Source organism: Arcicella sp. GW821-FHT09D11 (assembly GCF_059416265.1).
The window spans coordinates 199,159-220,519 of the sequence record NZ_JBWKOV010000006.1 but is presented as its reverse complement, the minus strand read 5'-3'; the positions used below and the strand labels follow the sequence as shown (position 1 = coordinate 220,519).

At 32.9% G+C, this 21,361-nt stretch carries 9 protein-coding genes; 4 read left to right on the top strand and 5 right to left on the bottom strand.

Annotated features, from left to right (window positions below):
* Positions 1-215: 215 nt before the first annotated feature.
* Both AC07N0_RS17945 and AC07N0_RS17940 read right to left on the bottom strand, forming a co-directional pair.
* Complete coding sequence (locus AC07N0_RS17945) at positions 216-4,562, bottom strand: T9SS type A sorting domain-containing protein (RefSeq protein ID WP_494590289.1); 4,347 nt, start codon at positions 4,560-4,562, stop codon at positions 216-218.
* A 181-nt stretch (positions 4,563-4,743) separates the two neighbouring features.
* Positions 4,744-9,021, bottom strand: coding sequence for a T9SS type A sorting domain-containing protein (locus tag AC07N0_RS17940; protein ID WP_494590288.1), 4,278 nt, complete (start codon positions 9,019-9,021; stop codon positions 4,744-4,746).
* Between the two features lie 276 nt (positions 9,022-9,297).
* Between AC07N0_RS17940 and AC07N0_RS17935 the strand changes: the two genes are divergently transcribed.
* Positions 9,298-10,794, top strand: a complete 1,497-nt coding sequence (locus AC07N0_RS17935) for an esterase/lipase family protein (protein ID WP_494590287.1) — start codon at positions 9,298-9,300, stop codon at positions 10,792-10,794.
* Positions 10,795-10,854: 60 nt separating this feature from the next.
* Here the strand turns inward: AC07N0_RS17935 and AC07N0_RS17930 are convergent, their stop codons facing one another.
* The 3 genes from AC07N0_RS17930 to AC07N0_RS17920 all read right to left on the bottom strand — a co-directional run bounded on the left by AC07N0_RS17930 (position 10,855) and on the right by AC07N0_RS17920 (position 16,413).
* On the bottom strand, positions 10,855-14,997 hold the full coding sequence (locus AC07N0_RS17930) for a hybrid sensor histidine kinase/response regulator (protein ID WP_494590286.1): 4,143 nt from the start codon (positions 14,995-14,997) through the stop codon (positions 10,855-10,857).
* A 426-nt stretch (positions 14,998-15,423) separates the two neighbouring features.
* Positions 15,424-15,951: a ferritin gene (locus AC07N0_RS17925; RefSeq protein WP_492804001.1), complete on the bottom strand. Its 528-nt coding sequence runs from the start codon at positions 15,949-15,951 to the stop codon at positions 15,424-15,426.
* Positions 15,952-16,062: 111 nt separating this feature from the next.
* Positions 16,063-16,413: a hypothetical protein gene (locus AC07N0_RS17920; RefSeq protein WP_492804003.1), complete on the bottom strand. Its 351-nt coding sequence runs from the start codon at positions 16,411-16,413 to the stop codon at positions 16,063-16,065.
* A gap of 244 nt (positions 16,414-16,657) precedes the next feature.
* On the opposite strand from AC07N0_RS17920, the gene AC07N0_RS17915 reads away from it, so the two are divergent.
* The 3 genes from AC07N0_RS17915 (at position 16,658) to AC07N0_RS17905 (ending at position 21,358) form a co-directional block, all read left to right on the top strand.
* A complete protein-coding gene (locus AC07N0_RS17915) occupies positions 16,658-19,030 on the top strand; it encodes a beta-L-arabinofuranosidase domain-containing protein (RefSeq protein ID WP_494590285.1) in 2,373 nt (790 codons plus the stop codon).
* A gap of 176 nt (positions 19,031-19,206) precedes the next feature.
* Positions 19,207-20,124 (top strand): dihydrodipicolinate synthase family protein, encoded by a 918-nt coding sequence (locus AC07N0_RS17910; RefSeq protein ID WP_494590330.1) that lies wholly within the window; start codon positions 19,207-19,209, stop codon positions 20,122-20,124.
* Between the two features lie 232 nt (positions 20,125-20,356).
* The gene (locus tag AC07N0_RS17905; RefSeq protein WP_494590284.1) at positions 20,357-21,358 is read left to right on the top strand and encodes a 4-hydroxyproline epimerase; all 1,002 of its coding nucleotides are present in this window, start codon (positions 20,357-20,359) and stop codon (positions 21,356-21,358) included.
* Positions 21,359-21,361 lie beyond the last annotated feature (3 nt).

The following is a 21,361-nucleotide window of genomic DNA, read 5'->3' as shown; positions in this document are numbered from 1 at the left end:
CAAAACCACATAATATGGTGAAAGCAATTCCTAATAATACTAAAACCAAATAGGTAAATAAGAAAAGGCAAATTGATAGAATTGCCCTGATAGTCATTTTTTTAAATTGTTCCGAAACTAGGATGTTTTTCATAGCAATTTATCTTATAACTTGATTGAAAGGTTATTAATATTATAAAAATCGTGGTCAGAGCCATGACTGACCACGAAGATATTTACTGTTTAAATAATTTAAAGGTAACTTGTTTTCCTTCTTTTTGAATATGTAAAAGGTATGTACCAGCACCTACCTTTGATAAATCTATTCGTTTATATTCTCCTTTTAGTTTTTCTTCATGCACAACTTTTCCAAATAAATCTATTAATTGAATATCAAGTTCTTTGCCGTCGCTTTCAATATTAATAATATCAGAGGTAGGATTTGGGAAAACGTTAATTCCTAATTTTCCTGCTTCCTCAGTGGCTGTGATTAGTTCTAATTTTACAGTTGAAGGACTTAAAACCGTACCCGAGCCACATACTTGATTGTTTACTGAAAAAAGACGATAAGCTGTATTGGCAATTGGGTTGACGGTTAAAACATATTCATTTGTCAAAGACGTAAAAGTTTTAGCACTAATTTCGTCACTACCTATGCTAAAATTAAAAGGAGGTGTACCCATAAATTTAATTTTAATTGCTACAGTTTTATTGCTCGCGAAGTAATACGAAGTAGTATCAAAACGTGCTGTAATTCCTGATAAAACAGTTAAAGGTATGGTATTCGTAGAGCTAGTAGCATCTTGATCACTTGAAATAACCCTCATATAATACCCTGATTCTGACGTTATATCCGAAGGAATTTTTACCTTCAAGGGACTAGTTGTGCCTGTTGTTTCTAAATCTTTAAAGTTTTTTCCAGTTTTATCTGACAATTGAACAGTAAATTTATTGGTCGCAGAGAAAGTGCCTAGGGTTGAAAAGTTTACATTTATAGTTGAACCTGCACAAATAGTAGAATTATTAATATCATAAACATAGACCTGTTTATTTGAAGCAGGATTTACTGTAACAGTAGCAGTACCGCTTACTTTACCTTCTCCACAAGAATTACTTATTGTTTTTAAAGTAAAAGTTTCAGTTTTAAGTAAATTCACATACAAAAAGGCTAAATTTTTATTAGAATAAAACTGTGTGAATCCTGTTTTCCCATTACTCAGTGTATAACTAAAAATATCATTGTAATTAGAACTAGTGCCCTCTATATAAGGGTCATTATTTTTAATGTAGATATAACCATCTCCTCCAGCATTAATAATAGGAGATCCCATTAAAGTAACATCAAGTTTTGTAACTAAAGTAACATTATTGATATCTTTAATTTGATATGGCTTTGAACTTTCTAGCTGTATCCTATAAGAACCTCTTTTTAGGTCATCCCCAAAAGTAATCTTATAATCACCATTCTGTGTCGCTTTTAACAGTTCCGTTTTTATATTCTTTTCATCAATTGCATACACTTTAAAAACATTATCTGCTTCGAATTTACCTATTGAATTCAAGTTAACATTTACTGGTGCACCAACACAAGTAGTAAAATTATTAGATGACCCTCCAAAATTCATTAATAGAGAAGGTTTTACTATCACTTTCACACTACCAGAAACATTTGCTACACCGCATTCAAATGAAGCAGACGTTAATCTATATGATGTTGTTTCAGTTGGAGTCATATAGTATTGAATATAATTGTTATCACTATAGCCTATCGTTTTATAATTTTTATCATCACTAATAACATACCTCAAAGTATTTGAATATGAATAACTTTGATATGTATTTGAGTAAATATAAACACCATTTCCTGCTTCCACTTCAGTCGTTGTAGCTCCATCATAAAATTGTAATGACATATTTTTGGGAACATCTTTAAATCCTACTGTTACTACGTCCGACTTTATACTATTGTCATTATTAATAATCCTGATATTATAATACCCAGATTGTTGGAACTTGCTTGGTATCAGAACATATGCAGGACTTTCAGTAATTCCAGATTGAAGGGTGGTGTAAATAGAATCAGAATTAATAGACATTTGAACAGAAAAAGTTGTTCCTATGGGTACTCTACCCTTTATATCAAATGGTACAATTAATTTATCTGTCAAACATTGTACCCCATCCCTATTATTAACACCTACTAGATTTTTAATAGAGTAAGGGGTTACTGTTATTGTGAAATCTTTATTTTTAATAGTGCCTATGCCACAAACATTGCTTATCGATTTTATTCCAAATGTAGTGGTAGCATACATCCTTGTTGAATTGCTTGTACCATATGTCCCATTGTATGAATCTGTTTCAAAAAATTCGACTTTGCCATCCTTATATGTAACCATTTGTCTTCCACCCCCTTGCAAGTTTAATGTAGTGTAAATATATTCTCCATAAGCAATACTTGTAGCGTTATAGGCATAGTAATCCGCTACAGGTAAAGATCTTATCAAGACCTTTATAGAATTACTATATAGTAATGGATTACTCGCTGAAACCCTAATGGTATACTCCCCATTTTGAACATCCAATGGAACTATAATCTGTCTTTCACCAGCAGTAATAATCCCTAAATTTCTACTATAGCTTGGATTATACCTTGAAATTAATTCTATTGTGAATTGATTATCATCCCCATATTTCCCATTGATTAATGTTGACAAATCTATTTTTCCTCCTGTACAAACTTCTATACTTGTGGACTTATTAGATACAATCTTAATCGAATAGTCAGAATCTGCTATATTAACATATTTATTCTGGGTAGAAACATTTTTGTTTGTTCCGCAAACATTAGTAATACTTCTTATACCAATAGTCGAAGATTTATCTATATATATTGGAACACTAGTGACGGTTTGCCAAGAGTTCCCATTTTCAAATTTGAATTTTAAACTATCCAACATCGTTATTTCATAATCCCCACCACCATTTAAGACTATGTCAATATTAGCTATCTGCGGTTTAGTAAGGTTTATATATGCACTACTATTGCTATTACTGATATTTGCATAAGGGAATACAGATACGTTTATATAATTGGGACTAAAATTAGTACCAACAACATCGTCAAGGAAAACCATTACATACAAATTTGTATTATAAAATGTATAGCTTAGGTTAGTTGGAATAACAAAAGAAGCTACATTTTCTCTAAGTACTTTTCCTTCTATATCTAGATAAGTGGTATTACCAAAAAGAGTATTACCCCTTAATCTGATTTTGAGTTTACTTCCAATAGGTAATGAAACATTCGATGAGAACTTAACCTCACATGTACTACCTTCGCAGTATCTACCTCCTTTTAAGGAATCTGTTTTTATCGCTTTATTAACTGTAATTAGAACTTTATTTTTCCCTATTCCACTGCCACATTGAGTCTTAAATGATTTGACAAAATATTGCGTTGTTTCTTTAGGGGCAACTGTTAAACTAATTGTTGAACCATAATCGCTCACATCATAGTTATAATTACTAGTATAAACTTGACCATCACTTAATTCAAAAGAATAATAGCCATATCCATTTATTGAAATATTTAAATTTTGTGTTTCTCCATATTTTATAGAACTGCTTTCCGTTATTATATCTACTTTAGATTCATTGTGAATATTAAGATAAACTATAGAATTATCCGATTCTATATTATTATCACTGGCAACAACTTTTACTTTATAAATACCATTTGGCACTGCATCATTTATAGTGGCATACAATAAATCGTTGCTTTCAACAGCGTCAAACTCATAAACTTTAGCAATACTATTACTGTAGGCTTCTGTTATACGTACTTTAAATTTATTTCCAGTACTCCACTTACCTGTTTTTTGTACTTTCAGGCCTACTTTATCATTTTTGCAAATATGGTTGTTAGTCACCGCAATTATCTTCAAGCTATTATCAAAAACTTTTATATTCACACTACCAGTACTTTTGCCAATACCACAACCATTACTAACAGCCAAAATACTATAATTACCAGATTTATTAGGAGCTATTGTCACATCCTTAGTATTATTACTACTAACTTTCACATACGTACTATCACTCATTAGCATTGTAAAAGGTGCCGAACCTTCGGTTTTAAGGCTCATCAGTACTGGTTCAAAAGGGAATAACGTACTTTTCTCTATACCTGTAATTTCAATATTTATAGGAGAGTAAACGTCTATATATGAATAAGAACTACTTACTACAGCTGGTGAAGAGCTCAATAACCTGAAATCAGCATAATTGCTATATCCATTTGATATATTAGTTACGTTCGTCGGTAAAGTAGCTACAAAATAACCTAAAGAGTCTGTAACGGCAACATCTGACCAAGTACTAGAATAAACAGATTTTATTTGTAATTTAAAGGAGTTATCTTGATTATAAACACCTGTTTTAGTATATGTTACATATACTTTTTTCCCTAAACAGATATTTTTACTAGGTTCGCTGGTGATTTTAAAAATACTTAGTGTTTGCCCATTTATAGTATAAGTACTAAGTAATAGGAGTAGCATTAATGGTAATTTTCGTAACATATAATTCTTTATTTTGAGTGTCTTGATAATGATAAATACAATGGGTATAATGCTTTATTTTACCTATAATATCTCTATTAGAAAGACATAAAGTGAGGTAGTTTCAAACTTCTTTGTATAGAAATGCTTGTAGGATTATAAAGCTCGGCAGTCAGCACTTTCCTGCTGACTGTAATATTGATTATTGTTTCAGAATTTTAAAAACAGCTTGCTTACCTTCTTTTTGTATGTGTAGAAAATATGTTCCAGACAATATTTTTGATAAATCTATTCGCTTATTATCTCCTTTTAGTATTTCTTCATGAATTATTTTCCCAGAAAAATCTATTACCTGAACATCCAGCTCTTTCCCATTGCTGTCAATATTGATGACGTCGATAGTTGGGTTTGGGAAAACATTAATACCTAATTTGCCTAGTTCTTCGATAGCTGTAATCAATTCTAACCTTACTGTTGAAGGGCTGAGAATCGTTCCTGAACCACATACTAAATTATTTACCGATAATAGACGATAAGCCACATTTGCAATTGGGTTAAAGGGTATACTTTGTTCGATAGTACTCGCAGTATAAGATTTAGTATTTAAATCATCAGTACCTATTGAAAAATTAAATGGAGGCGTTCCTGTAAATTTTACTTTAATAGTTACTGGCTTATCTGAATTAAAATAGTACGAACTAGTATCAAATTTAGCAGTTACACCAGCTTTAATATTATAAGGAGAGCTATTTGTAATACTTGTTGCATCTTTATCACTAGCAACAACTTTTAGATAATAACCCGTTCCTAATGCCAGATTTGATGGGAACTTAATTTTTAAGGGGCTAGTAGTTCCTTCTGTTTCAAGGTCTGTAAAATTCTTACCTGTGATATCAGATAATTGCACTATAAATTTATTAGTTGCTGAAAATGTTCCTACCGTTGAAAAATAGACGTTGTTACTAGATCCTTGACATAAATTAGCTAAATAAGAAGAGATATTTACTTGTTTTGTTGAAGGAGGATTGACTGTAACAGTAGCAGAACCATCTGCTTTTCCAGTACCACAAACATTTGAAATTGATTTAATAGTATAGGTTTGGGTTGTAAGTGGTTGTACATAAATATTATTTAACACCTCAGAATTATATAAGTCTATATTCCCGATAAATCCATTACTTAATTCATAAGAGTGATTGTCATAAAAAGAATAATTTGAGTTGACTTTATAAGAAGTATTATTCTTTATTATAATATTTGTGCCATTCCCAGCATTAATAGTTGGTTGCCCCAATAGTGAAACATCCGGTTTTGATGTTATAAATACTGTCTTTATATCTTTGGTTTGAGATGGATTTGAGCTCTCCATTTGAATTTTATAAACACCCTTTTTTAGCTCAGTTCCCAATGTTATTCTATAATTCCCGTTTTTAGCGGTTTTCAATAATTCTGTTCTAACATTGTTTTCATCTATGGCATATATCTTAAATAAATTATCAGCTTCAAATATCCCTTTTGAATTTATCACAATATCAGCATTTGAGCCTGCACAAAAATTGCTAACATAATCTATACTTCTCAAATCCATATCCAATATGGGTTTTACAATTACTTTTACACTCCCTGAAGTACTTCCTATTCCACATTCATTTGTAGCTGAAATGAGGGTGTAAGTAGTAGTTACAAGGGGAAATTTATTTTCATATATATAGTTATAACTACCAATACCTATTGTTTTAATATTTTTGTCATCTTTAATAACATATCTCAAAGGAGAGTTATAAAAAGTATAATCCTGTGTATTATTTGAACGAATACCAACATATTTTCCTGCTTCAATCTCAGTTAAATTACCGCCACTGCTTAACTCTAAGGTAAAATTAGGAGCAGACCTTAGGCTAATTGTTACGACATTGGATTTAATCGAATTGTCATTATTTACTATTCTAACTTTGTACTTACCTTCTTTAAAGGTACTTGGTAGAGATACAGTTGCGGGACTTTGTTTGATACCTGATTGAAGAGTTGTAAAATTAGTATCTGCATCATTTGCAATCTGTACTGAGAAACTAGCATCACTTAGGGCTAAACCCGTAATATTAAAAGGGACCATAATCTTATCTTTTAAGCAATGTGCATAATAGCTCCCTATTCTATTTTCAATAGCATAAGGAACCACGGAAATGGTAAAATCTTTACTGTTTACCGTTCCAATGCCACACATATTACTTACTGATTGTAACCCGAATGTAGAGGTCTTATTTATTTTTTTGTCTACAGTTGCATAGTAGCTACCGTCATAATTACTTATTGAAATCGTTCCTTGGGTTCCATCCTTATATCTCAACGTCTGTGGGCCGCCTCCATTTAATTTCAAACTAGTATATATACTCCTCCCAGAGGTAATAGGTTGATCAAAGTTTGTGGTATATTCTGCACTTGGTATTTTTTTTAAAGAAACAGTAAAAAGATTACTGTAAACTAAGGGGTTACTAGAGGCTATTCTGAGACTATATTCTCCAACATTTACATCAGTTGGAATCGTAATCTGAGGTTTCTCTACTGTAATAGTACCTAATTTTTTATTATAGGTTGAAGAATATGCTGAAATTAATTCCACTGTAAATTGGTTATCATTTCCATACTTTCCTGTAGTTAATAGTGATAAGTCTAATTTATTGCCAGCACAAATTTCTGTATTTAGTGTTTTTAAAGAAGAAGTTACGCGAATAGAATATTCAGCATTTTCTACAGTTACATATTTGTATGTTGAATAAGGTTGATAATTGGTACCACATACATTAGAGATTGACCTAACAGCAATAACAGAAGTTTTTGGCACAAAAACAGGTAAAGAGGTAGTGTTTTCCCAATAGTACTCCTCATTATTATACTTGTATTTCAAGCTATCTGTCATTGTTATTTCGTAAGGAGCTCCACCTTTTAAAACAAGCTCAATATTGTTAACTTGAGGGTTCTTAAGGTTAATAACTATGCTACCACTATTACTAACTATAGCGGAAGGAAATTCAGACACCGTTATATAATTAGGACTAAGATTTGAAGTAGGTATATTATCTGTAAAAATGCTCACATAGAAATTATGTCCATTAAAAAAACTACTTAAATTAGTAGGAATAGTAAAGGCTACAACATTTTCTCCAATAACGGTGGCATCTACATCTTTATAATTACCATAATTCAGTGAAGTGTTATTCGTCATTCTTATTTTTACCGCACTTCCTATTGGCAGTGAGGTATTTGTTGTGAATTTTACTTCTACTGTAGCACCTTCACAATATTTTCCGGCCTTTACAGAGTCAGTTTTTATTCCTTTTTCTACCGTAATTATTACTTTGTTCTTACCTGTTCCAATACCACATTCTGAAGTAAATGATTTTATAAAATACTCCATGGTTACTTTAGGCTCTATATTGAATGTAGGATTCGTATTATAGTAATCATCTATATAAGTATAATAACTTTGCCCATCACTCAATTCGATTGTGTGATTTCCATACCCACTCAATCGAGTAATTAATTCTTGAGATTCTCCGTATCTAATAGACTTACTGTCTGTTAATAGTTCAACTTTAGACTCATTATGAACGTATAAAGAAGATTCAAAATCATCAGACTCTACTCCATTATCACTCGCTAGCAATTTTACGTTATATGTACCATAAGGAATAGTCGAACCAATATTTGCAGAAAAAATGCCGTCACTTTCAATAGCCTCAAAATCATAATAATATTTTGTAGATGAGTTGCTATTTGTCAAGCGGATAGTAAATTTATTATTAGCAGTCCATTTTCCTGATTTTATCACATGTAGATTAATCTTACTATTTTTACAAATGCTTGAGTTAACAATGTCAATAATTTTCAGACTATTATCAATTATTTTAATATCCACACTCCCAGAGTTTTTACCTACTCCGCATTCATTATTTACACTCAAAATACTGAACTTCCCAGCCTTACTTGGAGCAACAAGAACATTTTGATTAGTACCATTGTAATCAATTTTTACAGATGTACTATCACTCATCAACAATGTAATAGGTCCTGTTCCGTAAACATTCACATTCATACCCACAGCTTCATAAGGGTAGATAGCTACCTTTTTAAGGCCTAATAATTCAACGCTAGGAAGTGAATATGTATTCTGATAACTAAAGTTATTACTTACTAAGCTAGGAGAGCTACTAACAATCCTAAAGTCAGAACTATAATAAGAATTGCCACTTATTGCATTGGGCATTTCTGAAGGTAAAGTTATTACTAGATATCCAGAAGAATCTTTAGTCTCTAAATTTGTCCAGTTTTCTGAATAAGAAGATTTCATTTGCACCTTAAAGATATTATCTTGGTTAAAGGTGCCTGTTTTAGTGTAGGTCACTAAAACTTTTTTCCCAAGGCAAATGATTGAATTTGTTTCGCTTTGTACCTTAGAAATCCCAATAGTTTGGCCTTTCAAGATGAAGGAGAACAAGATTAGGAGTAGTGATAACTGTAAATTTTTAACCATAGAACACTTATTAATTTATAGAGTTTGTATTTTTAACAAAAGTATTTTAATTCTTTTGAATCTCCCAATCATTTGCAAAGACTTTATCGTATGGTAATTACAAGTGTTGAATGGACTACCGTATAATAAAAATACTGATGCGCTTCAAATCGTCGTTTACTTTATTTTTATCTTTGATGTTATAGCCTTTAAGGATATTGAATGCTTTCTAAATCATCATTTACTATGTCTAAATTAATTGTTGTTTTTGTTCATGGATGGAGTGTCACCAACCTTGATACTTATGGAGAATTGCCCACTCGGCTACAAAATGAAGCCTTGGCTAATGGCTTTGAGATGAGTGTTGAGGAAATATTTCTTGGACAATACATCAGTTTTCATGATGAAGTTCGATTGAAAGATATTTCCAGAGCTTTTGAAACTGCGATAAAAGATAAACTGGATTCCCAAATTAATAATAACGAAAGATTTATCTGTATCACTCATTCTACAGGTGGGCCAGTAATTCGCGACTGGTGGAAAAGATATTCTTCAGATAGTAGTCCTCAATGTCCGATGAGCCACCTGATTATGCTAGCTCCTGCTAATTTTGGTTCGGCACTAGCGCAACTAGGAAAAGGAAGAGTAGGGCGACTAAAATCTTGGTTTAGTGCAGTTGAACCTGGGCAAGGTGTCTTGGATTGGCTCGAACTAGGCAGTATTGAAGCTTGGGCTTTGAACAAAGACTGGATTAATAGTAATGAGGATAATATTAATCCTGAACATGTTTTTCCATTTGTACTGATTGGACAATCTATTGATAGGAAGTTATATGATAACTTAAATGCTTATACAGGAGAATTAGGTTCTGACGGAGTTGTAAGGGTAGCAGCAGCCAATCTAGAAAGTAACTATGTATGCTTACAGCAACCATATCCTATTTCAACAAGCCCCCTTGTTACGAAAGATTTTGAGATTTCTATTTATAAACAGTCTCCCAAAACTCCTTTAAGAATTATTAAAGGAAAATCACATTCTGGCCAAGATATGGGCATTATCAATAGTGTCAGGATTTCGGATAATGAAGAAAGTCGGGAGACAATAAAAGCAATTCTAGATTGTATCAATGTACGAACAAAGACAGATTATAATAACCTTTATAAACAATTTGAAAGAGAGACCAAAGAAGTTTTAAAAAATGAACAGTTAGAAATTGAAAGTAGCTTTTTCATTGCTAGACGTTATTTTATTCATGACCAATACTGCATGGTTATTTTTAGGGTAATTGATACAGAAGGTTATCCGATAAAAGACTATGATTTAATCATTTCTGCAGGAGATGAAAATGACCCTAATCACTTACCAGAGGGCTTTTTTGAAGACAGACAGAAGAATAAAAACAATAGTGAGAATATCACGTATTACTTAAACTATGATATTTTGAAAGGAACTGAGGCTATAAAAAGTGGCAAGAAAGAAATACGGCGTAAGCAAAAGGGTATTAATAAATTAGGGTTGAAAATCATTCCCAGACCTTCCGAAGGTTTTGTACGTTATGTACCTTGTGAAATTAAGGCCGATAAAACCATGTTCGACTATATATTAAAACCCAATAGTACGACATTGGTCGAAATCGTTATGCAGAGAATCGTAAGTAAAGAAGTGTTCCGAATCAACCCAATAAACGATTTACCTCATGGAGGAGATTTTAAGAAAGTACTTCCTGGCAATAAAATTTTATAAATAAAAAAGTGCCAATCCATCTTTTCTCAACATGGATTGGCACTATCAACAGCATGGTTTTTATGATAATTCTTTTTCTGTCTTGATTTTTTTGCCCCACTTTTCTAATACACTAATCAAGAAATCAAGATTAATTGGTTTACTTATATAATCATCCATTCCTGCTTTCATACATTCTTCTTTGCTTTCTTCTAAGGTATTCGCTGTCATTGCAATAATTACTGGCTGTGGCATATCCATTGCTCTAAGCTTAATGGTTGCTTCTATGCCATCCATTTCAGGCATTTGCATATCCATTAAAATTAAATCATAATACTCTCGTTCAAAAGCCTCTAGTACTTCTATACCATTTTCCGCTAAATCTGCCTGAAAACCAAGTTTACTTAAAATTCTCAAGGCTAGTTTCTGATTCATAACATAATCTTCTGCAACCAAAATCTTCATTGGATAGTTTTCAGAAAAATCATTATTTAACTTTTGCGCTGGCACAGTTGTCCCTGATTTATCTATTATTTTTGGTTGTTCACTTTTCATTAAATTATCATGAATACTTTTACAGAGGATATGCTGTTTAACAGGCTTCATCAACACTGATTTAAACAAATTGGGATATTCTCGATGAAAAGTATCTGATACCGAACTTAATAAGATAATTGGTAAAAAAGGATTTAGTCGTTGAACTGCCAAAGCAAAAGCAATACCATCAATATCAGGCATTTGCATATCCGTTATTATTAAATCAAACACTTCTTTAGCTTCGATTAAGCCAATACCTTCTTTCGGAGATGACGTCAAGGTAACGCACATATTCCAATGTTCTAACTGCCCTTTCAGAATACTAAGGTTTGTCATATTATCGTCAACAACCAATACTTTTTTATTTCTTAACACTTCAAGGTTAAAAGGGAAAGTAGTAAGCTGAGCGGAACTAGTACGCGTATTAATCTTGAATTTAAACGTAGTTCCCTTGCCTACTTGGCTTTCTACCTGAATAGAGCCCCCCATTAAATTAACGATTTTCTCGCTGATAATTAGTCCTAATCCCGTACCACCATATCTTCTAGTAGTAGAAGAATCAACTTGCGAGAATGGTTTAAAAAGTTTGTCTAACTTATCAGGTGGAATGCCAATACCTGAGTCTCTGACCTCGAAACCTAATTCAATTTCATCATTTTCTTTGGTTCCAACGATAAAAACTCGCACAAAAACTTCTCCTTCGTGCGTAAACTTTATTGCATTTCCAATAAGATTTAATAGAATTTGGCGTAAACGGAGGTTATCACCAATAATCTGAATAGGTACATCCCATTCTATCTGGTATAATAAATCAAGATTAAGCGTTGATACCTTTGCAGCAAAAACATCCAACACTTCTTCAATACAATTTCTTAGGTTGAAATCATGCTCATCTAATTCCATTTTACCAGATTCAATTTTAGAAAAATCTAAAATATCATTGATAACCGTAAGCAATCCTTCTCCACAAGCATGAATCGTATCAGAATAACTCTTCTGTTCTTCATTCAAAGGTGTTTCCTCTAGCAATGATGCCATACCAATAATCCCATTCAAAGGAGTACGAATTTCATGACTCATGGTCGCTAAAAAAACACTTTTGGCTTTATTAGCTCTTTCTGCTTCTTGTCGTGCTTTCAGCTCATCTTGTGTAGATTTTAATAGTTGAGCTGTTCTTATCTCTACTTCTTGCTCTAGCTTATATTTTTGTTTTTGTACTAAATTAATTCTGTACCTATAAAAACTTATCGCTAACCCTAAGATTAACAATATACCCAACATACGGAACCACCATGTTGCCCAAAATGGCGGCAAAATTTCTATGGTAATAGATGTCCCTTTTTCATTCCAGATACCATCATTATTAGAAGCTTTTACATTGAATATATACGTTCCTGGGTCAAGATTCGTATAGGTTGCTGTTCGTCTACCACCAGCGTATACCCAGTCTTTATCAAAACCATCTAATTTATAAGCATATTCATTTTTTAAAGGTAACGTATAGTTCAAGGCTGCATATTCAAATGAGAAAACAGATTGTTTATAATTTAAAACTATCTTCTTCATTTCGTTAATATGACTCGTAAGCGGAGAGTCCTCGGCACCTACCACAACAGATTTATTGAAAATCTGAAAATCAGTAATAAATACAGGAGGAATAAAGGTATTATCTTTTAAACTATCTGGATTAAAGAAGTTTACGCCATTAGGCCCACCAAAAAACATTTCGCCACTATGGGTTTTATAAGCTGCTCTTGGTTTAAATTCATTGCCTTGTAGCCCGTCTGAAATATTATAGTTTTTGAATGTTTTTGTCAAAGGATTATACGCTGAAATCCCTTTATTAGTACTCATCCAAAAAATACCTTTTTCATCTTCTAGGATAGCATTAATAAAATCGTTTGGCAATCCATCTTTTTCCGTAAAAGTCTGGAAAGTTTTAGTTTTTAGATTCAACAAACACAAACCTTGGGTAGTACCCACCCATAAAAAGCCTTTTTTAGCTTCTTTAATCGTCTGAATATTATTATTACTCAAACTATTCGGGTTATTAGGGTTGGCTCTGAAATGGGTAAATATTTTTGTTTTTTTATTAAAAAGTTCTAATCCATCTTCTGTTCCTAGCCAAAGGTCATCTCCATCAGTTTCATAAATGGCTTTAACATAGTTATTGCAAATACTATGAGGGTCCTTCGGATTGTGTAAATAATTTGTAAATCGTTTATTTTTTATGTCATAATATCCCAATCCACCCGTCCAAGTACCTAGCCAAAGGTTGTTGTCTTTGCTTTTAAGCATTGTAAAGATACTATTAGAAGACACCGAGTTTTTATTTTTAGCATCAGGTACATGATGTACGAATTGTTTTGTCTTGGTATTAAACAAATCGAAGCCTCCTATAAAAAAACCTAATGCTAATAAGTCTTTATCTAATTCCACCATAGATAGCACGAAATCAGAATTGATGCTATTTTTATTGGTATGGTCATGAGTATATGCTGAAAATTTGTTTATTTTTCTATCAAATACATTCAATCCACCGCCATCTGTTCCTAACCAAATTTTATCGTCTCCATGTTCTAAAATGCTCAAAATACTACTATTATTCAAGCCATTTTTATCTACTGTTTGCTTCAAAAAAGTAAACTTATTCCCAAATTTTGGTAAAAAGCTAATCCCTCCAGAATAAGTACCTATCCAAATATTACCAATGGAATCTTGATAAAGGCAATACACCGAATTGTTGCTCAAACTACTATCGTCATAGATATTAAAAGCAACGGTATTAAATTTATTCGTTCTTACATTGAAGATACTTATTCCACCGTTCTCTGTACCAATCCATAAATTTCCGTTTTTATCTTCCATAAAAGATAGCACATCATTATAGCACAAGCTATTAGGATTTTTCGGGTCGTTTACATAATTGGTAAAAGTATTGTCTTTAGGGTTATATTTTGAAACACCACCTGTTAGAGTACCAATCCACAGGTTTTTCTGACTATCTAAAAAAAGTGCTTTTATCCAATCGGCAGCAACACTTTTAGGATTATTAGCCTCATGAAAAAAATGAGTAAACTCTTTCTTATCAGGGTTATATTTATTCAACCCTTCTTTGGTTCCAGCCCAAATATTACCAAACTGGTCTTCTTCTAATCTATACACAAAATCACTACTAAGGCTATTTTTAATATGTTCATGATGCCTAAGTTGGATATACGTATTTTTTTGATTTCCTAATAAATATATCCCTGTAGTGGTTCCTAACCACATCCTATTCTTGCTATCTTCAAATATATCACGGATGATCAGTCTATGATTTTCTTTGAAAAAATGCTCAAATATTCCTTTCTCCTGATTAAATTTATCAAGTCCAACGGCTGTGGCAACCCATAAATCTCCATTATGATCTTCTAATAGATCATAAATATAGTTATCACTAATGCTATTCTTATTTTCTCGCTGGTGCTTGTAAATCGTAAACTTATAACCATCGTATTTATTAAGGCCTTCGTCGGTAGCAAACCACATAAAGCCTTTTTTGCTCATAGTGATAGCGCTGACGTGGCTTTGGGACAAACCGTCTTTGGTAGATATACGCTGAAATACTGGTTTAAATTCTTGCGAGAAAAGGAATGTATGCTTAAGTAATACAAAAAGGAATATATATATATGTTTATCGTTCATGGTTATGGTAAACAGTACTTAAAGTTTTGGCGGTTACAGTAATTAATTGATTTACAATGGTACTATCTTATGGAAAAATAGCAAAAATTTTACCAAATATATTATTTTATTAATATATTATTAACATTTGATTCTTTGTGATAAAATGAGGGAAAAAGTATTTTAATGTTGAAAATTGATGCTTTAAATTCTTCTTAGTTTTATTAGTGAATAAAAAGAGAGAGTATACCATATAAAGGAGGGCTAATCGAAGAGATTTTTTTATTATAAAAAAACTCTTTTTATAGTTACTTACTTTTTCTGTAGTTTTTTTTATAAATTTTTAGCTTATTTTTTTTAAATTATAAAAAAAATAGCCTTCAAAATTAATTTGAAGGCTATAATTAGAGGAGTTTTAATTGACAGTAATTATAAAAGAATTTTTTCTTATTCTTCACTGCCTATTTTAGCAATTTCTTTATCCAGAACAAATTTACCAGTAGCGCTTTCTACCTCAATCAATTCAAATAATTCTAATGCACGACGAGCATTTTTCTCTTCTTCACGTTGTTCTTTTACAAACCACATCATAAAATTTTCAGTAGCATAGTCGTTTACTTCACGACATTTAGCAATAATTCTATTAATAGAATTAGTTACTGCTATTTCGCCTTGTAAAGCCATTTCAAACACTTGCTTGATTGAAATATATTCTTGAGCAACTTCTTCAAGCGTTGGTGTAATAGCTGTACCTCCAACTTCGTTAATATATTTGAAAATTTTCAAAAAGTGTGTTCTTTCTTCCTCAGCTTGTGCATATAAATACTCTCCTGCTTTCTCAAAACCATTTCTATCTAACCATGAAGCCATTGCTAGATATTTTTGAGAAGCCTCTGCTTCCATTTTGCATTGTGCGTTCAACACTAGTTCTATTTCCTCTTTGAGCGAAGTACGGAGACGAATTAAATCTTTCATATCAATATAGTTATGTGATTCCTTATTTTTTTGACAATATTACGACGAAATATAATCTAATGTTATCATCAGATACAAAATCTACCGAAATATAGAATTAGTCTAAAAAAATCATACCAGTTCCACAGTTCCTAAAACCTCATAAAGCATAGAATTGAGGTCTAAACTGAACTTTGTGCCATCTAGTAAATCACGCAATTGAATGATTTCGCAGAGTGTTAATTGAGAAGAGAAATTATTTTTAGGAGATTGAATTAATTCAAAGTCATAATCATCTGATAAATTAAATATCATCTCGTGAATATCTACCTTATGCACTTTTCTACGAAAAGTTAGGAAGTCACTCACTTTGAATCCCGTTAGAGTATCGTTGAATTTTATATAAATTCTATCCGTCAAATCGCACTGCCAAGTGATTCCTTTCTGGTTTTTATACAATTCATTTAATTGATTCTCTGACATTTTCATCTGATAATACTATTGTTACTTCAATGTTTATGGAACAAATTTAGTAAGCAAAAAATAAACTTCAAAATATTATTTGAAATAAGTCTAAATAAGTTTTAATATTTTTATTCTTTAGGCTTTTATAGCTTGATGTAGGCTAATATTTAGCTACTTCTTATTAATTCCCGTTAAGTCTTCCAACTATAATATTTTCATCTTTGTATCTACGATTATAATGGTCAACCCGATTTCGAATTTTATGAAAAAATTATATTACTATTTCCCTTTATCAATTCTTTTGATATTCCACTTTACTTTATTGGGACAATCTTATATCCCAGAAAAAAACGATAAACGGTTCAAAATAAAACCAGTAGCTGAATTAAAGGCTTATGCATTTAACATTAAAGACATCACTCTGTTGGAAGGTAGTCCTTTTAAAAATGCCATGGATAAAGATGCGGCTTATCTATTGACAGTAGAGCCTAACCGTTTGCTACACCGCTTTTATCTAAATGCCAATTTGCCTACTAAGGGAGCTGTGTATGGCGGTTGGGAAAGCGAAGGACTTTCGGGACATACCCTGGGGCATTATCTTTCTGCTTGTGCCATGATGTATGCCTCTACTGGCAATGTTGAATTTAAAAAGCGAACTGACTATATCGTAACGGAACTTGCAAAATGCCAAAAAGCTAGAAAAACGGGCTATGTAGGTGCCATTCCCAAAGAAAATACACTGTTTGCAAAAGTTGCTCGTGGTGAAATAAAATCTAGTGGTTTCGACTTAAACGGAGGCTGGAGTCCTTGGTATACTGTCCACAAAGTAATGGCTGGATTAGTAGATGCCTACCTATATTGCGATAATCAACAAGCCCTCGCTGTGGTAACTGGCATGGCCGATTGGACAACAAAAACTGTAAACCCACTTTCACCAGAACTTTTGCAAAAAATGTTAAAATGCGAATACGGAGGAATGAGTGATGTATTGGCTAATATTTATGCTATTACGGGTAATAAAAAGTATTTAGATGTGTCATACAAATTCTATGACGATTTTGTCATGGTGCCGTTGTCAAAAAAAATAGACCCGATGGCGGGGAAACATTCCAATACTAATGTGCCAAAAGCCATTGGCAGTGCTCGACAATATGAATTAACAGGAAATGAATCTGATAAAACCATTGCGTCTTTCTTTTGGGATATTATGGTGCATAACCATAGTTATGTAATTGGGGGCAATAGTAATTATGAGTATTGCACTGAGCCGCATAAACTAAACGATCACCTAAGCGATAATACTTGCGAAACGTGCAACACTTATAATATGCTAAAGCTCACAAGACATTTGTTTTGTTGGCAACCTAATAGCCAATTAGGAGATTATTACGAAAGGGCATTGTACAATCACATCTTAGCATCACAAAATCCTGAAAATGGGATGATGTGTTATTTTGTACCATTGAGAATGGGCACAAAAAAAGAATTTAGTGAACCCTTCAATACTTTTACTTGCTGTGTGGGTAGTGGGATGGAAAACCATGCTAAATACACAGAAAGTATTTATTATGAAGGCGCTGACGGAAGCTTGTTTATCAATTTATTCATTCCTTCGGTACTCAAATGGCAAGCAAAGGGCATTACCATTACTCAAAATACCCAATATCCTACTAGCGAAAATACTTCTTTAACCATTCAAACTAAAACTCCAAAATCTTTCACTTTACGCCTGCGTTCGCCTTGGTGGGCAACAAAAGGAGGAAATATACATATCAATGGGGAAGTACAAAAAGCTGAAAAAGATGAGTCAGGATATTTAGTAATTAACAGAACATGGAAGAATAATGACAAAATAGACATTAACTTTCCGATGTCCCTCTATACCGAAAGTATGCCCGACAATGCCAATCGTATTGCTTTTTTATATGGCCCTTTGGTCTTGGCAGGACAATTAGGAAAAGAATTGCCTGACCCCATTTATGGAACGCCAGTTTTGTTGACAGACGATAAAAATATCAACAATTGGTTAAAACCTGTAGCCAATCAGCCCTTGACATTCAAAATAGAGCAGGTAGGGAAGCCTTTTGATGCTACATTAATTCCATTTTATCAGACTTACCAGCAACATTATAGTGTTTACTGGGACTATTTTACGAAAGCAGATTGGCAAAATAGGCAAACGGAATATGAAGCAGAAAAAAAACGTCAACAGCAAATTGAGGCAATGACGATTGATGAATTTAGAATTGGAGAAATGCAACCCGAACGTGACCATGAATTAAAAGCCAGTGAACAATCTTATACGGACATTGCCTTAGGAAAAACAGGCAGAGAAGTAAGAGCAGGTGGATTCTTTTCTTTTCAGATGAAAGTAAATTCTGCCATAGAAAACAGCCTTTTATTAACTTACTTAGGCGATGATAAGGGTAGACTTTTTGATATTGTTATCGACGGAACAAAAATTGCCACCCAAGAATTAAAAGGAGGAACTACAGGAAAGTTTTTTGACGTAGTATATCCAATTCCTACAGCGCTTATCCAAGGCAAAAGCACGATTGAAGTGAAAATATTAGCCAATGCAGGCAGAACAGCTGGCAGAGTATTTGGGTGTAGGATTATTAAAGTAGAGAAGTAAAGTAGATATTATGAGGTTTAATCATTGCTCTTTCCCTAAGATTACAATGTATTAGCCTCAAACTGAGCAATTATCATTTTAATAGGTTAATATCAATCTATATTTGATTAAAAATGGTAATTTTTGCACACTATTTTATTGATAATTTTGATTAAAAATAAAAGAAAATTATGGCAATCAATTGGAAAGGAGTATTCCCAGCAGTTACTACAAAGTTTAATGAAAAAGATGAGCTTGACTTCGAGCTTTTTGATAAGAATTTACAATTTCAGTTAGAAGCAGGTGTTCACGGAATTATTTTGGGTGGAACTTTAGGGGAATCAAGTGTATTGAGTTTAGAAGAAAAAGGTGCTTTAGTGAAATTTACTGTTGAAAAAGTAGCAGGTAAAGTACCAGTAATTTTAAACATTGCAGAAGGAGCTACTAAAGATGCTATCGAGTTGGCTCGTTTAGCAGAAGAATGGGGAGCAGAGGGGTTGATGATGTTGCCACCTATGCGTTATAAAACAGACCATCGTGAAACGGTTGAATATTTCAAAGCAGTAGCTAATTCAACTACGCTTCCAATTATGATTTATAACAATCCTGTTGATTATAAAATTGAAGTAACTTTAGCGATGTTTTCTGAATTAGTAGTTTGTGAAAACATTCAAGCAGTTAAAGAATCAACGCGTGACTTAACCAATGTTACTCGTATGAGAAATCTATTTGGCGACCGTTACAGCATTCTTTGTGGGGTAGATACCATTGCGATGGAACAATTGGTAATGGGTGCTGATGGTTGGGTAGCAGGCTTGGTGTGTGCATTCCCAGAGGAAACCGTTGCTATTTATAAATTAGTGAAAGCAGGTAGAATCGCTGAAGCAAGAAGTATTTATCGTTGGTTTATCCCTTTATTAGAGCTTGATATTCACCCTAAGTTAGTACAATATATCAAATTAGCAGAGGCCCAAGTAGGGATAGGAAGCGAGGCCGTTAGACCTCCAAGACTAACTTTAATCGGTGAAGAAAGAGAGACAATTTTGAACATCATTAATACTGGAATAGCAACAAGACCAACATTGCCAGATTATAAGTCTATTGTGATTGACTAATTTTTTGTTTAGTTTAACGTTTAGTAAAGTATTCTTAGAAACAGAATTCTTAAACCAAATCATATATATAATTTTAATGCTTAACACACCGAGAATCCTTTAGTGGGTTCTCGGATGTTAAATTCGATTATTTTCTGTAAGCTGTTTTTATTAAAATTTCATCAACAAACTTTATTCTTTACAGCATACACACAATACCTTACGCATTTCGATTACTTAACCATACAATACTTTGAAAAAAACATTCTTTTGCATTGATGCTCATACATGTGGAAATCCTGTCAGATTAGTAGCAGGCGGTGGACCAACACTCATTGGTGAAAACATGAGTGAAAAAAGACAGCACTTTTTAAAAGAATATGACTGGATTAGACAAGGCTTGATGTTTGAACCTCGTGGGCATGACATGATGAGTGGAAGTATTTTGTTTCCCCCACACAATCCTGAAAATGATGTCGCTGTCCTCTTCATAGAAACAAGTGGTTGTTTACCTATGTGCGGACATGGAACGATAGGTACAATAACTATTGCTATTGAAGAAGGTTTAATCATTCCTAAAACCAAAGGCATTATCAGAATGGAAGCTCCTGCGGGCTTGGTAATGATTGAATATAAACAGGAAGGGAATAAAGTGAAAAGCGTAAAACTGACTAATGTAGCGTCATTTTTAGCTGCTGAAAATATCAGTATAGAATGCCCTGATTTGGGAACATTGACAGTAGATGTATCTTATGGCGGTAATTTTTATGCCATTGTGGATGTTCAAGAGAACTTTAAGGGTTTACAACATTATACTGCTGACCAATTGATTAGTTGGAGTAGAGTAATGCGTAAACGAATCAACGAGCAATATACATTCGTTCATCCTGATAATGAAACCATCAACGGCTGTTCGCATATATTGTGGACTGGCGACATACTCGACCCTAGTTCTACGGCTAGAAATGCTGTTTTTTATGGGGATAAGGCCATCGACCGTTCACCATGTGGTACTGGTACTTCTGCTAGAATGGCGCAGTGGTATGCTAAAGGCAAACTAAAAAAAGGAGATAATTTTGTGCATGAAAGTATCATTGGCTCAAAGTTCATTGGTCGAATAGAAGAAGAAACTACTGTTGGGGGTAAACCAGCCATCAGACCAAGTATTGAAGGTTGGGCTAGAATTTATGGCTATAATACTATCAATATTGACGATGAAGACGATCCTTATGCTTATGGTTTCCAAGTATTGTAACAA